Here is a 14,891-nt window from a genome sequence, read left to right on the forward strand (position 1 = left end):
CGTCGACGGTGGCAAGAAACCGCCTCCAGGCCTGGTTGGCGTCTGTTGCGTACCGGCCGTTACGACGACGCGCCGTCGCGCCGGGTTGATAATTGCGCAGGCCCGCCGCGCCGCCGACGATCGATCAGCTACCGAAGAAGACCTCGGCCTCGGCGTACCGCTCCAGCGGCACGGTCTTCAGCTCGCGGGTGGCCTCGGCGAGGGGCACCCGGACGATGTCGGTGCTCTGCATCGCGACCATCTTGCCCCAGTCGCCGTCGTTGACGGCGTCGATGGCCTGCAGGCCCAGGCGGGTGGCGAGCACCCGGTCGAAGGCGGTCGGGGTTCCACCGCGCTGGATGTGGCCCAGCACCACGGTGCGGGCCTCCTTGCCGGTCTTGGCCTCCAGCTGCTCGGCGAGCCACTGGCCGATGCCGCCGAGGCGGACGTGGCCGAACGAGTCGAGCTCCTGGTTGGCGAGGACCATCTGGCCGTCGAGCGGCTGGGCGCCCTCGGCGACCACGACGATCGGGGCGTACTGGTGCTGGAAGCGCTTCTCGACGTAGCCGGCCACCTGGTCGACGTCGAACTGACGCTCGGGCAGCAGGATCACGTTGGCGCCGCCGGCCAGGCCGGCGTGCAGGGCGATCCAGCCGGCGTGCCGGCCCATCACCTCGACGACCAGGGTGCGGTGGTGGCTCTCCGCTGTGGTGTGCAGCCGGTCGATGGCCTCCATCGCGATGTTGACAGCGGTGTCGAAGCCGAAGGTGTAGTCGGTGGCGCCAAGGTCGTTGTCGATCGTCTTCGGCACGCCGACGACGTGCACGCCCAGCTCGTAGAGCTTGGTGGCAACGCCGAGGGTGTCCTCGCCGCCGATCGCGATCAGCGCGTCCACGCCCTGGGCGGCGAGGTTGTCCTTGATCCGCTCGACGCCGTTCTCGATCTTGAACGGGTTGGTCCGGGACGAGCCGAGGATGGTGCCGCCGCGGGGCAGGATGCCGCGAACGTCGGCGATGTCCAGCGGGCGGGACAGACCCTCGAGCGGGCCCTTCCAGCCGTCCCGGAAGCCCACGAACTCGTGACCGTAAGTGGCGACGCCCTTGCGGACCACCGCCCGGATGACCGCGTTGAGACCGGGGCAGTCGCCGCCGCCGGTGAGCACGCCGATACGCATGATCCGCTCATCCTCCTGGAGCATCAGGTAAAGCCCGATATGCCCCAGGGTATGTGTCAGGTCAGACCATCGGCGCCGTTGCCGGCCCGGGGCGGGCCGTCACTGCGAACTGTAGTCGGCCCGCCAGTACGACGACAGCGCGCCCCGGGCACCCGCCCCCGGTCAGTAGGTCACCTCGTGGTTCTCGCCGCCCTTCGGCGGCCGGCCGGTGACCGCGGCCCTCGCGTAGTCGAGCAGGTTCACCACGGTGCTGTTCGGGGAGTCCCAGTACTCGGCGGAGCTGGCGTGCACCTTGATCAGCGTGAGGCCGGAGGTGTCCAGCCCGTCGGGGAACCACGCCTTGAGCAACGGGTTCCACAGCCGCTCGGCCCGGGCCCGGTCGAACCCCTCGGTGGCGGTGCCGGAGATCGACACCCACGCGTTGTGCTTCTGATCGGAGAAGGCGACGTTGACCTCCGGGTTCACCCGGATCTGGCGGACCTTGGCCGAGTCGGCGTAGGCGAAGAACCACAGCTCGCCGTCGAACTCGGCCTCCTGGAGCCCCATCGGTCGACTCACCTGCCGCCCGTCCAGAGCGGTGGTGGTGAGCATGCAGATCCGCGCGGCCCGGGCCAGGCCGGTGACCCGGGCGCGTGCCTCCGCGGCGCTGCTCGGCTGGTCGCTCATGGCAATCTCCCTCGGCTCGGCTGGTCGAACCGTTGCCCGGGACAGAACCGGTCAAACCTACGGCGGCGCGGCCACCACTCAACGGGCGGTCATCGCCCGCCAGCGGGCCAGATTGTGCCGGGCGTCGACCAGAGCGTCGTGCCGGGCCGCGTCCGCGTCCGGCAGGGGCGGCCGGCCCCGGTCGTCCCAGAGCTGCCGCAGCTCCTTGGTGTAGCGGGGAACCTCCCGGGGCAGCGCCGGCATCGCGCCCCAGAGCTGGGCGAGCACCACGTGGTCGTACGCGGCGAACCAGGCCCACAACTCCAACTGCTCGCCCGGCCGGTCCCGGATCGGCTCCATCAGGAAGTCGTACAGGTCGTCGCGGATGCGCTCACGCGAGCGCCAGGCCCGGTCCGCCGGGGAGGGGAGCTTGTCCAGCACGTTGCGTCGAACCCAGGGCACGGCGCGGGAGTCGTCGAACTCGGTGGAGACCGCGTAGAACTCGCGGCCGTACTCGTCGACGACACCGATCGAGACGAGGTCGACTGTGGTGCCGTCCTCGATGAACTCGCAGTCGTAGAAGTAGCGGTAGACCATTCCGGGCATCCTCGCCCACCGCCGCACGGCCGCATCCGGCGGGGCCCGTCCGGAGGTCGACCGAGCTCCGGCGACACCTCGTGATCGGCACGTCGCAGCTCGTGACGGTCACGGAAGTGCTTCGAGGGGTGTACAGCAAGCGACCGGACCGTCATGATCTGATGTGTACCGCTACCGGACGCCGAATCGGTGTCAGTTCACCTTGTCGGGGCCCATCAGGTTCGCCCGGTGAGCGAGTTGTGGTCCATGACCGGGGGAGGGGTTGGGCCGTGGAGGTTCGCCTGCCGGAGCCGGGTGACGCGCTCACGGGTGTCGAGATGTTCGCCGGGCTGGAGCCCGAGGTGCGGCAGCGTGTCATCGCTGCCGCCGTTCCGCGCACCTACCGCAAGGGCCAACTGCTCTTCGTGGAGAACGACCCCGGTGAGTCCCTGATCGTGCTGCGCCGCGGCGCGGTGGCGGTCTTTCGCACCGCACCCACCGGTGAGCGGGCCGTGCTGTCGGTTATCCGTCCACCGGACGTGCTCGGTGAGGTCTCCCTGCTCGACGCGTCCACCCGCTCCGCCTCGGCGGAGGCCATCGAGGACTGCGCGGCGCTCGCGCTCTCGCGGGGCGCGTTCATGGAGTTGGTGCACTCCAACCCCCGCATCCTGGACGCGGTGATGCGCTCACTGGGCGGGCTGATCCGCCGGCTCACCGAGCAGAACGCCGACCACGTCTTCCTCGACCTGCCCGGTCGGGTGGCGAAGACGCTGGTGCGGTTGGCCGGCGAGAGCCAGGCACCGATGATCACGATCGAGCTCAACCAGAGCCAGCTGGCCGAGATGGCCGGTGGTTCCCGGCAGAGCGTCAACCAGGCGATCGGCTCGTTCGCCAGCCGTGGCTGGCTGCGCACCGAGGGCCGCCGGATCGTGGTGACCGACGTGGCCGCGCTGCGCCGCCGCGCCGGCATGGCCGACCGCTGACCGACCGGCCCGTCGCCGGTCGGACGTCCGATCTGGACAACCGCCACCCGTCGCCGCCCGCTCTCCTACCCGTACGCACGGCTGCGCCGGCTGCCAGTGGCAGCCGGCGTCACCGTGCTCGCGGTTCAGCGCGTGGGGCTCAGCGGGTCGGGCCGAGCCAGCGGGTCGCGCCCGGCCAACGGGCCGCTGTCGACTGGTAGCCGGGGCCCGCCCAGATCCCCGGCCCGGCCCAGAACCCCGGCCCGGCCCAGATGCCCGGTCCGGCCCAGCCGCTCGCGGTGGTGGTGGTCGTCGTCGTGGTCGCCATCTCGTCCCCCTGGTCAATGTTGGCGCCTGTCGTGCCTGTCTTGCCGAGGACGCTACGGCGTAGAGCGGTGGGACAAAATAGGACAAATCGACATAAATCACTGGCTGAAGAGCGGTTGCTGGCTCCCACACCACGCTGACAAGGTTGCCGCGCCCGCCCCTGTTCCAGGGCCCGCGCCGACATACCCGCAGCAGTGAGGAGCCAACGGTCATGTCATTACTCCGCGGCAATGTCGCATTTCGTCGGTACTGGTCGGCGCGCCTGGTGTCGTACACCGGTGACCAGCTGGCCCGGACGGCGCTGCTGATCGCCGTCTACGACCGGCACGGCGGCGGCGCGGTGGCCCTGCTGCTGCTGGCGTCGACGGTGCCCCGGCTGCTCGGGCCGTTGCTCGGTGCCCTGGCCGACCGGTTCGACCAGCGCCGGCTGATGATCGGTTGCGACACCGCCCAGGCGTTGACGTACCTCGCCGTCGCCCTGCTCGCGCCGCCCCTGCCCGTCCTGTTGGCGCTGATCACCGCGGCGACCACTGCCGCCACCGCGTTCACTCCCGCCGGACGCAGCCTGCTCCCCCGCCTGGTCGAACGCGAGCAACTGCCGGCGGCGAACGCGCAACTCGCGACGGGCATGAACATCGGGCTCGCTGCCGGGCCAGCCGTCGGCGGCCTCCTGCTGGCGACCCTCGGGCTGACCGCCACGCTGCTCGTGGACGCGGCGACCTTCGTTCTCTCCGCGTTGCTGATCGGCCGAGTCCGGACGCTATCGACGACCGGCGCGACCCGCCGGTCCGAGCCCCTGCACACGGTGCTGCGCGAAGGGCTGCGTGTGGTCCGAGGGCACAGCGTCGTCCGTGCGGTCTCGGTCGGGTTCCTGGTGATGGTGATGTTCGCCGCGCTGGACAACCTCGCCATCGTCCCCCTCGGACGCGCCGAGCTGGGCGCCACCGAGGTCACTATCGGTCTGCTGGGCACCGCCTACGGCGTCGGCATGGTGCTCGGTCCGATGTGCCTGGCGAGAACCGGCGTACGCATCCGAATGGACCTGATCCTCTACGGCGCGTTGCTCGCACTCGGCGCCGGAACGCTTGTCACCGGCCTCAGTCCGGTGATCGCGCTCGCCATAGCCGGTCAGGCGGTGGCCGGTGTCGGCGCGGGCTGGCACAACGTCGCCGCCGACACCCTCATCCAGCAGAACGTGCCGGCCGAACGGCTCGGCGTGGTGTTCGGCACCGTCTACATGTTCCCGTACGCGGCGGAGGCACTGGCCTACGCCGTCGGCGCGCCGCTGCTGGCGGTGGTCGGGCCACGATGGCTGCTGGTCATCTCGGGGTTGGGTGTGCTGGCCACCCTGGGGCTGATCGCGCCCCTGCTCACCCGGGCCCTGGGGCTACGGCTGCCGGCACCGGGCAGGTTCGCGGCGGCCAACGGGTGAGACCGGACAGACGAGTGCGGCCGGCGGACCGTTGGCCCGCCGACCGCACCCGGACGATCAGTTCTCCTTGCCGTCGGCCGGCGGCGCGCCCGGCCCCGGACCGATCTTCTTCGGATCGGTCGGCTTACCAGCCGTGGACGTGCTCGACGAGGTGGTCGTGGTCTCCCCCGACCCGCCCGACTGACCCTCAGGCTCTTCCACCATGCCCTGCTCCTCCAGTTCGGCGAGAGTGACCGCATCGACGTCGATCGTGTCCCCCGGCGCCCACTGCGTGCCACCCGGATCGGTCCACGAGGCGGACAGTCGTACCTGCACGGCACTCTCCCTGACATGAAACTTCCTGGTACGGAACACTAACCCCGACCGATCGATGCCGTTGCCCGTCCGCACGTCGGGTACCCGACTGGGCCGACCGGCCGCGATACTGACCTCTTTCGCCCACGGAGCTGACCATCGACCTCAAGTGTGGACACTGCGCCCGCGCGGCCGGGCCGGACGACCGCTTCTGCGGCGGGTGCGGCCAGCCGCTCGGGGTCAACTGCGCGCACTGCGGGCACGCCAACAGCACCGAGGTCAACTTCTGCACCAGCTGTGGTCAGCCGCTGCGGGACCACGTCGTCGCGGTGCAGGAGGACAGGCGTCAGGTAAGCGTGCTCTTCGTCGACATCGTGGACTTCACCAGCTACGCGGAGCGGGCCGACCCGGAGCAGGCCCGCAGCCTGCAGCAGACCTACTTCGCCACGGTGCGCCGGATCGTGCACCAGTACGGCGGGGTGGTCGAGAAGTACATCGGCGATGCGGCGATGGCCCTGTTCGGCGCGCCGGTGGCCACCGACAACGACGCGTTGCGGTGTGTCCGCGCCGGCCTGGAGCTGCAACGGAACCTGGCCCGCCAGCCCGCCGGTCCGCAGCCGCCGCTCGGTTTCCGGGTCGGCATCGCGACCGGCGAGGCCCTGGTCGACCTCTCCGCCACCCGCGACGGTGGGCAGGCCTTCGTGACCGGAGACGTCGTCAACACGGCCTCCCGGCTGCAGGGGTTCGCCCCACCGGGCGGTGTCGTCGTCGACGAGAGCACCTGGTCGGCCACCCGACACGAGATGGAGTACGCCGACCAACCACCCGTCACCCTGCGCGGCAGGTCCGCTGTGAGCCGGATCTGGCTGGCCGTCCAGGTGCGACCACACCGGGACCCGCGCGGCGCCGAGCTGACCCCGATGGTGGACCGGGAGCACGAGCGCGGCCTGCTGGTCAACGCACTGCACCGGATGGTGACCGAGCGGACCTCCCAGTTGGTGACGGTGTTCGGCCCGGCCGGTGTGGGCAAGAGCCGACTGCTGCGCGAACTGGCCCGGCACGCCGGCAGCATGCCCGGCCCGCCGATCACCTGGCTCGTCGGGCAGTGCCCGCCGTTCGGCGAGAACGTCACCTGGGCCGCCCTGTCGGACATCGTGAAGACCTGGGTGGGCGTGCCGGAGGTCGACGACCCGGCCGCGCTGCGTGAGCGGCTGCGGTCCCGGCTGGGGCAGCTCGCCGACCCGCACGCGACCCGGCTGGCCGAGGCGCTCGGGCCGCTGATCGGCGTGCCCGGTGAACGGCTCACCCCCGGTGAGACCGAGGCCGCCTGGCGGCGGTTCCTGATCACCCTGGCGACCACCGGCCCGACAGTGCTGGTCTTCGAGGACATGCACTGGGCGGACCAGGCGATGCTCGCCTTCGTCGAGCAGTTGGGCGCTTCAGCGCGCGGCGTACCGCTGCTGGTCGTCGCGACCGCCCGGCCGGAGCTGCGGGAACGGAATCCCGCCTGGACCGGCACGATCAGTGGCGCGATGTCCATCTCGGTGCCGCCGATGCACGACACCGACATCGACACGCTCTACTCGCTGCTCCTCGGGCAGGCGACGCTGCCCTCCAGCTCGCGTACGCCGCTCATCGAGTTCGCCGACGGCAACCCGCTCTACGCCCAGGAATACGCCCGGATGCTGCTGGACGGCGGCCTGCTCGACGCGGTCGGTCCGACGCCCCGCCTCGACCTCGACGGCGGCGCGGAGATGCCCCGCACCGTGCAGGCGGTCATCGCCAACCGGCTCGACCTGCTGGACCCGGCCGATCGGGCGGTGCTCCAGGCCGCCGCCGTGGTCGGCGTGGTGTTCTGGGCCGCGCCGGTGGCGATGGCGCTGGGGCGGCCGGTGGAGTGGGTGGAGCGCGCGCTGGACCGCCTGCAACGTCGCGACCTGGTGTACGAGCAGAGCACGTCGACGATGCCCGGCCAGCCCGAGTACCGGTTCCGGCACATCCTGGTGCGCGACGTCTGCTACCAGCGGCTGCCCAGGGCCGAGCGGGTGCTGCGCCACCAACGCACCGCCGACTGGATGGCACAGCTCACCGACGGCCGGCAGTACGACCTGGCCGAGGTGCTGGCCAACCATCGTTGGGCGGCACACGAGATCGCCCGGACCGTCGGGTTGGACACCGCCCCCTACGCCCCGCCGGCGCGGGCCGCGCTGCACCGGGCGGCCCGCCGGGCGTACGAGCTGCACGCGCTGGACACCGCCGCCGCGCTGGTCGGCCGGGCGCTGGCCCTGGACGTCGGGCCGGACCCGGCGCTGGAGCTCTTCGAGGCCGAGCTGGCGTTCTATCGGGACGGGGACGCCTTCCTGGTGGCGGGGGGCACGGACACCCTGACCCGGCTGGCCGAGCGGCTCACCACCAGCGGCGACCGGACGGGGGCGGCCCGCGCCTGGACGCTGCTCGCCACCGCCGCGTGGAGTCGGGCCGACCGCTCAACGACCCTGCACTTCCTGGACCAGGCGATCGGCATCTACAGCGACCTACCGGACAGTCAGGAGAAGGCGAGCGCCCTGCTGGAGCTGGCCCGGGTGCACATGCTCAACGCGGAGACCGAGCCGGCGTGCACCGCGGCGCGGGCGGCGGAGTCCCTCGCCGAGCGGCTCCAGCTGCGCGAGGTCCAGGCCAACGCGCGGATCACCCTGGCCGTGGCGCGCTACCTGGCCGGCTCCGCCGAGGCGTTCCCGGAGCTGGCGGAGGTGACCGAGCACTGCCGGGTGGAACGACTCACCAGTCGGCGCCGAGCGGTGCAGAACCTGGCCTGGGCGTTGCAGGAGGAGGGCGACCTGGCCGGCTCGGCCCGGTTGGTCGACGAGCAGCTCACCCTCGACCTGGGCGGCGAGCACAGCCTGGCCACCAGCTTCGCCGACCAGTGGGCGCGGTCGTACTACGCGGGTGACTGGACGGCGGCGCTGGCGATGGCGGCGGAGTCGACCCGACGGCCGACCGCCGAGTGGGACCTGCACATCGTGGCGGTCTCGGGTTGGATGCGCGGGCTGGCCGGAGCCGAGTTGGTCCCGCCCGTGGGGGCCGACGAGACTGCGGGGCCGGACCGAGCGAGCGGGGACCTGATCGAGCAGGCACTACTCGCGGCACGGCGCAGCGGATTCCACCGGGTGCTGCGCTCCACCCTGGCGCACGCCGCCCTCTGCAGGGCGGTGCAGGGCCGCCGTGACGAGGCGATGGCGCTGCTCACCGAGCTGGACGAGGACTGGCAACGCACCCGGATGATTCCATTCGCGGAGTGGGTGCCGGCCGTCGGGCACGTCGCCGGGGTGCTCGGCACGGACGCGGCCCGGCTGGTCCGGCAAATGCTCGACCGGGCGCCCCGGACGACCCCGTGGGCTCACGCGGCCGGTCAGGTCGCCGACGCCACGTTGGCCCGGCACGTCGGGGACGCCTCGACCGCGGCGCACCTGCTGCGCTCGGCGGCGGCGAGCTACGCCCGGATGGCCGACGTGACCGACGAGATCATCACGCTGGCGCTGGCCATCGGCCCGCTGGCCGAGACCGACCCACCCGCCGCCGCGGCGACCCGCGCCCGCCTGCACGACTTCGCCACCCGCCACCACACCCCCGCCCTGCTCCACCTGCCCTGATCGCCGTCCGGGCCTGGCCGGGGGGTGCTCAGGCGGCCAGCGGCGTCGGGACGGGCTGCTTGAGCTTCTGGGCGTAGACGTCCACGTACTCCCGACCGGAAAGCTCCATCAACTCGTACATGATCTCGTCGGTGACCGCGCGCTCGACGAACCGGTCGCCGGCCAGTCCGGCGTAGCGGGAGAAGTCCAGCGGCGCCCCGAACCGGATCCTCACCCGGTCGATCTTGGGAATGAGCTTGCCCGGCGGCTGGATCTCGTCGGCGTTGAGCATCGCCACCGGCACCACCACCGCGCCGCTCTCCAGGGCGAGCCGGGCCACTCCGGTCTTGCCCCGGTAGAGCCGCCCGTCCGGCGAGCGGGTGCCCTCGGGGTAGATGCCGGCGACTCCCCCGGCCCGCAGCACCTGCAACTGGGTGTCCAGGGCGGCGCGCGCGGCCCGGCCACCGGAGCGGTCCACCGGAATCGTGCCGGTGCCGACGAAGAACATCTTGGTCAACCAGCCCTTGACCCCCTTGCCGGTGAAGTACTCGGCCTTGGCGACGAAGGTGACCTTCCGGGCGGTGATCAACGGTGTGAAGATCGAGTCGGAGAAGGAGAGGTGGTTGCTCGCGAGGATCACCGGACCGGTCGCCGGCAGGTTGCGCAGGCCCTCCACCTGCGGGCGGAAGATCAGCTTGAGCAGCGGACCGAGGATGACGTACTTCAGCAGCCAGTAGAGCACCGGCGTCCTTTCCCGTGGTGTGCCCGCGACAGCACCATGCCCGGGAGCGCCGCCGTCGCGACGAGCCTACGAAGCGAGCGCTCCCACCACAACGGACGAACGACAGTCGTCCCGCACACCACCGGTGACACTGGTGCTGCCGATCCACATGGCAGCGCCGGCCAGACCGAAGGGTGTGGCGAGAACCGCCGCGAACAGTGGATCCCAGGATGACGGCCAACAGAGCCATCGGAGGACCTGAACCGCCGGTCGTGGTGGTGATGACGAGGAACCTGGCGATGGGGCTCGCCAGCCTTCGTAAGCCCCATCGCCACATTCACGTCGGTGGCGCCAATCGGTGCGCTCCCGGCTCGAGGTCGTCAACCACCTGCCCAAGCCAGAGTCAGCTACTCCTGCGCGTCCAGATGCTCGCTCTGCTGCGCCTTCCACCGTAAGTACCGGTCGTACAACTCCTCCTCGTGCCGCCGTTTGCGGACATGCAGCACGCGAGAGGCGATGAGGAGTACGACGCCGAGCCCGAGCATCCCGTAACCGATGGTCCGGTCGGAGGAGACCATGGGCGCGGTGCTGAACAGCAGCCCCAGAAACAGTGCTCCCACGCCGAGGTAGAGCGCGATTCCGGGCGGTGTCTGCCGATACTCCAAGTGATGGCGGTCCGCATAGGTCTGGAACTCCGGCGGAATGTTCAGCTCCTCGTACTCAGTAGCCACGGGTGCCTCTCCAGTTGCTGAACTGAGCGCTACCAAACTGGATCCACGTGTTACGGATGGTACGGCGCGGGTTGCGGTAATACGACTCCCGCCAGGAGTAACTCCGATTCTTGATCTTGCTTCCCCGCCACTTGATACGGGTGACGCCCCAACTCCGGACATACCGCGTCTTGCGGAAGGTCTTCGGAATCTTCACCCTGCGGGTGAGGCGGGCACCCGGCAGGAGCGCCTGGCCGATGTCCAGCGCAGACCCGACGATCGCCTGCCTCCTGGTCGAGCGTCCGGCCTGGTACATGCCGTACCGTCCGGCAACCGAGATACCCGCAGCCACCGCGCCGACCGCGACGCAGGCACCGGCGGTGGCCACCGCACACGCCGCGAACCCGGCGATCGCCAGTCCCGCCGAAACCTTACCGCCGTGCTTGTTCCACCAGTTCCCCACCCGCTTCCAACTCCGCTTCCAACCCCACCGGCCGTCGAGGTCGAAGCAGTTGATCGGATCACCGGAGCAGTAGTCGTAGTCGTTGGCGTTGCCGCCGGCAACGGGGTCGACCTGGAGGAACCGGCCAAGGCCGGGGCTGTACAGCCGGACTCCCATCAGGATGACGGCTCCCAACGCATCGCTCGATCGCTGCTTACCGCCCAGCCACCCGTACCGCTGGTCAGCCTGCCCCGACGAGGCCGCGCCGAACTCGTCGAAATCGAAGAACTCCGGCTCGACCAGGGCGGTATCGATGGTCGCCGCCACATCGCCGTGGAGGTTGACCAACTGGAGTCGGACGTCGCCGGTGGCTGACGTGGTGGCGACGAGATCGCCCTCGGGCCCGGACACGTTGCGCGTGACGTCACCAGTGGCGACGTCCTCGGTGATCCAGCGCGGCTCGTCGGAGTCATCGCCATAATGGTTCAACTTCGAGGCCGTGGTCACCCAATTGCCGTCGGCCAGCGTCTCTGTGGTGAACGCGCGGAACCGGTGCGCCGGATCCAGGCTCCAGGTCCGCCGTGCGTCTGCCATCTGTTGGCCCTGCACCAGATCGTTGACGAAGTAGCTGTTGAGCAGACCTCCTGGCATCGCCGTCGTGCGGCCGAACGCGTCATAGCCGTACCCGTCATCGGTCAGCCGGTCGGCGGTGTCGTAGCTGTGCGACTGGGTGGACGTCGCGGTGCCCTCTTCGCAGGCACCGTCGGTGGCCGGACCGAAGCGGGCGCTTCCCGTGCGGTTCGTCCGGTCGTCATAGCCGTACGTTCGCGTGACGCACCCATCGGTGACGGCGCTGTCATGCTGCGTCCGGATCAGCCGCCCGGTCCGGTCGTACCGGTACTTCTTGCTTCCGCCCGTGTAGGAATGATCCACCCACTGGCCGGCGGCGTTTTCGACAATCGACTCCGAGTAGACCACCTCGTTGTCCGAGTCCCGGATGTAGCTGCGTTCCACGGGCTGGTGGTTGGCATCCAGCCGATCCTGGCGGGTAAGCCCGCCGGGATACGTCAACCGGACCAGTTCTCCGTCCGGAGAGTATCGGGCGGTGAACACGCCCGCCACGCTGTCCACGAAGCTGGTCACCAGCCCGCGCGGTTCCACGTCGCGGTCGTAACCGTAGGTCGAGTTACCGGTCGGATCGCTGACCTTCACGGACTTGCCGAACCTGTCGTACTCGGTACTCGTCGTCGCGCCGTCGGCATCGGTGTAGGACACCAGCCGGCCGAGCAGGTCGTAGTCCTTGGTGATCTTCGCGCCGCCCATGGTGGACTCGGTGAGCACGCCACTCGCGGGGCTGTAGGTGTTCACCACGGACCCGACGGGGGCGCCCTCGTCGGCGGTGATCGTCGTACTCGCCACCCGGGTGGCTGAGTCGTACGTCGTCGTGGTGGTCCGGGCCTTCCCCGCCGCGGTCTCGCTGACGACGGCCTCGTCGCCGTAGCGCGTGTAGGAGAGCACCCGCCGGACCGGAAGGTCCGTGGACATCCTCGCGGGATCGTGGCCGGTGACCGGGCCGAGCGGGCCAGTGACGCATGCCTTGCCGGCCCATTCAGGGCGGTTGCCGCATGCCGCGTCCTCAGCGTTCGCGCCCGCCGTGTAGTAGATGGTGCGGCGGGTGCGCGCATCGGCGCCATTCGAGCCGATACCCCAGGACTTCAACACCCGGCCGGCCGAGTTGTGGACCACGTAGCCGGTCATCTGCGCGCCGCCGGGGCCGGCGTCGGTCACCATCTTCGTCGGCGTCTTCAGCGTCCAACCGGAGACTCCGCCATGCTCCGGGTCGTACCCGTGACTGGTCACCCGGACGTCCCCGTCGGGGTAGCCGACGATCTGCGCGCCCTGGCGCTTCGTCGTCAGCAGGTGGTACCTCGCGCCGTCCGGCTTCCCCTCGTCGTAGACGTTCACCACGTGACGCCGTCCGATGACCGTCGCGCCTGCGGCGAGAGCGGGAAGTGGTTGGCTTCCGTCCGGATCGGCCAGCGAGTTCTCCAGCACCAGCGTCGATGTGGGCCCGACCACGTCGACGAGATCGACTCCGTCGGAGCTGTACGTGCTGATGGTGGACAACGCGAGCGCGCGGGCCGCCGTGTCCGAGCCGGCCAGACCCAACTCGGCCAGGTCGCTGGCGGCGTTGGGCAGGGTACCCAGAGCCAACGCCCTATCGGTCGCCTCCAACTGCCGGATCACGTTACCGAACCGGTCGTATTCCTTCGTATCGATGTAGCCACCCGGGGTGGCGGTGTTGACCTCTTTACCTCCGGCAGAGAGATAGTGGACGGTGGCGTACCGGTAGCCGTTCGTGCCGGGCGCGGCCGGGGTGGCGCTGCTGCGGCCGGGGTTGTCCTCGGGACCGAAGATGGCCGTCGCGTCGGTGGGCAGGTCGACCTGGCCCCAGGTGGAGATGGCGGCGGAGTCCAGGTTGTACGGGCCGCCGGCGCCCTGGGTGAGTGGGACGTTGTAGACGACAGTGGTGGCGGTGTCACCGTCGGTGGCCGTCTTCGAGCCCTGTTGGAGGGCGGCGCGGCGTACCTTGAGCAGCTTGCCGGTGTTCTCGTCACCAGCCAGGTCGGCCACCTGGGCGTCGGTGAGGGCCTTGCCGTATACGCGGACGTCGTCGATGCCGCCGTGCCAGATGTTCGAGGCGGCGCCGGCCCACTTGGCCCGGCCGACGACGTAGCCGCCGGTGGCGTTCCAGCCGCCGACCGCGGCAGTGGTGGTCTGCCGCACGCCGTCGATGTAGAGCTTCATCTGGCCGCTGGCCGTGTCGTAGACGCCGGTGAGGTGGGTCCACTTGCCGAGCACCGGGGTGGTGTTGGAGGTGGCCCGGATCGGGGTGGCGCTGTCACTGTCGGCGCTGACCCGGGAGAACGCCCACCGGTCGTCGGCGGCGACGTAGTTGAGGAAGAAGCCGCTGGTCCGCGACCCGTCCTTGGACACGACGGTGCGGTTGACGGACTTGTCGGTCAGCCGCACCCAGGCGGAGACGGTGTAGGAGGCGGTGTTGGACAGGGCGGTACCGGCGACGCTGATCTGCTGGCCGGTGGCCCCGGTCAGCGCGGCCGCCCGGTCGCCCGGGTTGTCCGGGTCGTTGCCCTGCGCCCAGGACACCCCGGAGGCGATGGTACCGGTGCGGCCACCACCGGAGGAGTCGGCGACGCTGGTGCCGGAGCCCGCGTCGAGATCCCACCGCAGCGCGGCGGAGTCGACGTCGGGGTTGCCGTAGTCGAAGTTCCACGGCAGTTCCCCGGCCGGGGTGACCTTGGCGACCCGGCCGCCCGCGTACTCGTAAGCGGTCTTCAACACCGGGCTGACCCGAGGGTCCCACACCTCGCGGAGCTGGCCCAGGTCGTCGTATGCGTACCGGCTGACCTGGGTGGCGGTCACCGCCGAGGTGTCCGGATCCCAGGTCCACAGCTTCACGCCGGAGACGCGGTCGGTGTAGTCGCCGAAGACGGTCTGGCTCAGCCCGGAGGTGGTTGACGTCGCGTACTCGTACTCGAGCACTTCACAGCCACGCTCCGGAGTGGCGGCGGCGCAGTCACCGACACCCGGCTCAGCCGGGTTGATGACCCTCTTGAGCAGCAGACGGCCGCCGGCGGTGTCGTAGACGTAGCGGGACGTGCTGCTCGAGTCGGCCGTCCAGGACGAGGTGGCCGCCCACACGGTGCCCTGCTGGGTGAACTCGGTGATGGTGCCGTCCAACTCAGTCAGCCGGTAGGCGGTACCGCCTACCTTGCTCAGCACCATGCCCTCCGAGCCGGGCTCCGGGGTGAAGGTGGCGCCATCGGAGTTCTTGGCGAAGGTGATCCAGCCGCCGCCGATGGTGTTGACCTGGGCCAGTGATGGTTCGGGCAGGATGAGTGTGGTGTAGTCCACCTCGGCGGCGCCAATGGTTCGTCGGCCAGCTGCACCGTCGGCTCGGTGACCAGCGCGCGGGCGA

11 protein-coding genes are annotated in these 14,891 nt (G+C 70.4%); 3 read left to right on the top strand and 8 right to left on the bottom strand.

Features of this window, described 5'->3' with window-relative positions; genetic code table 11:
• Nucleotides 1-124: 124 nt before the first annotated feature.
• The 3 genes from AB0C20_RS30110 to AB0C20_RS30120 form a co-directional block, all read right to left on the bottom strand.
• Nucleotides 125-1,153: a 6-phosphofructokinase gene (locus tag AB0C20_RS30110; protein ID WP_091408060.1), complete on the bottom strand. Its 1,029-nt coding sequence runs from the start codon at nucleotides 1,151-1,153 to the stop codon at nucleotides 125-127.
• A gap of 162 nt (nucleotides 1,154-1,315) precedes the next feature.
• Nucleotides 1,316-1,819 (bottom strand): pyridoxamine 5'-phosphate oxidase family protein, encoded by a 504-nt coding sequence (locus tag AB0C20_RS30115; RefSeq protein WP_357180833.1) that lies wholly within the window; start codon nucleotides 1,817-1,819, stop codon nucleotides 1,316-1,318.
• A gap of 78 nt (nucleotides 1,820-1,897) precedes the next feature.
• Nucleotides 1,898-2,395, bottom strand: a complete 498-nt coding sequence (locus AB0C20_RS30120; RefSeq protein ID WP_357569224.1) for a polyadenylate-specific 3'-exoribonuclease AS — start codon at nucleotides 2,393-2,395, stop codon at nucleotides 1,898-1,900.
• A 269-nt stretch (nucleotides 2,396-2,664) separates the two neighbouring features.
• On the opposite strand from AB0C20_RS30120, the gene AB0C20_RS30125 reads away from it, so the two are divergent.
• On the top strand, nucleotides 2,665-3,357 hold the full coding sequence (locus tag AB0C20_RS30125) for a Crp/Fnr family transcriptional regulator (protein ID WP_091407574.1): 693 nt from the start codon (nucleotides 2,665-2,667) through the stop codon (nucleotides 3,355-3,357).
• Between the two features lie 139 nt (nucleotides 3,358-3,496).
• Here AB0C20_RS30125 and AB0C20_RS30130 read toward each other — a convergent pair whose 3' ends face one another.
• Nucleotides 3,497-3,664, bottom strand: coding sequence for a hypothetical protein (locus tag AB0C20_RS30130; protein WP_357180837.1), 168 nt, complete (start codon nucleotides 3,662-3,664; stop codon nucleotides 3,497-3,499).
• 210 nt (nucleotides 3,665-3,874) lie between these two features.
• On the opposite strand from AB0C20_RS30130, the gene AB0C20_RS30135 reads away from it, so the two are divergent.
• Nucleotides 3,875-5,095 (top strand): MFS transporter, encoded by a 1,221-nt coding sequence (locus AB0C20_RS30135; RefSeq protein ID WP_357569222.1) that lies wholly within the window; start codon nucleotides 3,875-3,877, stop codon nucleotides 5,093-5,095.
• A gap of 57 nt (nucleotides 5,096-5,152) precedes the next feature.
• On the opposite strand, the gene AB0C20_RS30140 is transcribed toward AB0C20_RS30135, so the two are convergent.
• Nucleotides 5,153-5,410 carry a hypothetical protein gene (locus AB0C20_RS30140; protein WP_196918950.1) on the bottom strand — a complete coding sequence of 86 codons (258 nt, stop codon included), beginning with the start codon at nucleotides 5,408-5,410 and terminating at the stop codon, nucleotides 5,153-5,155.
• A 137-nt stretch (nucleotides 5,411-5,547) separates the two neighbouring features.
• Here AB0C20_RS30140 and AB0C20_RS30145 point away from each other — a divergent pair, with 137 nt between their 5' ends.
• Nucleotides 5,548-9,039 (top strand): adenylate/guanylate cyclase domain-containing protein, encoded by a 3,492-nt coding sequence (locus tag AB0C20_RS30145; RefSeq protein WP_357569225.1) that lies wholly within the window; start codon nucleotides 5,548-5,550, stop codon nucleotides 9,037-9,039.
• Between the two features lie 28 nt (nucleotides 9,040-9,067).
• Here the strand turns inward: AB0C20_RS30145 and AB0C20_RS30150 are convergent, their stop codons facing one another.
• The 3 genes from AB0C20_RS30150 to AB0C20_RS30160 form a co-directional block, all read right to left on the bottom strand.
• Nucleotides 9,068-9,760 carry a lysophospholipid acyltransferase family protein gene (locus AB0C20_RS30150; RefSeq protein ID WP_357180845.1) on the bottom strand — a complete coding sequence of 231 codons (693 nt, stop codon included), beginning with the start codon at nucleotides 9,758-9,760 and terminating at the stop codon, nucleotides 9,068-9,070.
• 386 nt (nucleotides 9,761-10,146) lie between these two features.
• A complete protein-coding gene (locus AB0C20_RS30155; protein ID WP_357180848.1) occupies nucleotides 10,147-10,470 on the bottom strand; it encodes a hypothetical protein in 324 nt (107 codons plus the stop codon).
• A complete protein-coding gene (locus AB0C20_RS30160) occupies nucleotides 10,460-14,827 on the bottom strand; it encodes a LamG-like jellyroll fold domain-containing protein (RefSeq protein WP_357569223.1) in 4,368 nt (1,455 codons plus the stop codon). The genes AB0C20_RS30155 and AB0C20_RS30160 overlap by 11 nt, the downstream gene beginning before the upstream one ends.
• Nucleotides 14,828-14,891: the final 64 nt, after the last annotated feature.

Source organism: Micromonospora sp. NPDC048843 (genome assembly GCF_040649965.1).
GTDB lineage: Bacteria > Actinomycetota > Actinomycetes > Mycobacteriales > Micromonosporaceae > Micromonospora > Micromonospora hortensis.

What these genes read in the sequence shown, in the direction of transcription:
- AB0C20_RS30120 (WP_357569224.1), bottom strand. Translation starts at nt 2,395, where the DNA reads ATGGTCTACCGCTACTTCTACGACTGCGAGTTCATCGAGGACGGCACC.
- AB0C20_RS30130 (WP_357180837.1), bottom strand. Translation starts at nt 3,664, where the DNA reads ATGGCGACCACGACGACGACCACCACCACCGCGAGCGGCTGGGCCGGA.
- AB0C20_RS30135 (WP_357569222.1), top strand. Translation starts at nt 3,875, where the DNA reads ATGTCATTACTCCGCGGCAATGTCGCATTTCGTCGGTACTGGTCGGCG.
- AB0C20_RS30110 (WP_091408060.1), bottom strand. Translation starts at nt 1,153, where the DNA reads ATGCGTATCGGCGTGCTCACCGGCGGCGGCGACTGCCCCGGTCTCAAC.
- AB0C20_RS30115 (WP_357180833.1), bottom strand. Translation starts at nt 1,819, where the DNA reads ATGAGCGACCAGCCGAGCAGCGCCGCGGAGGCACGCGCCCGGGTCACC.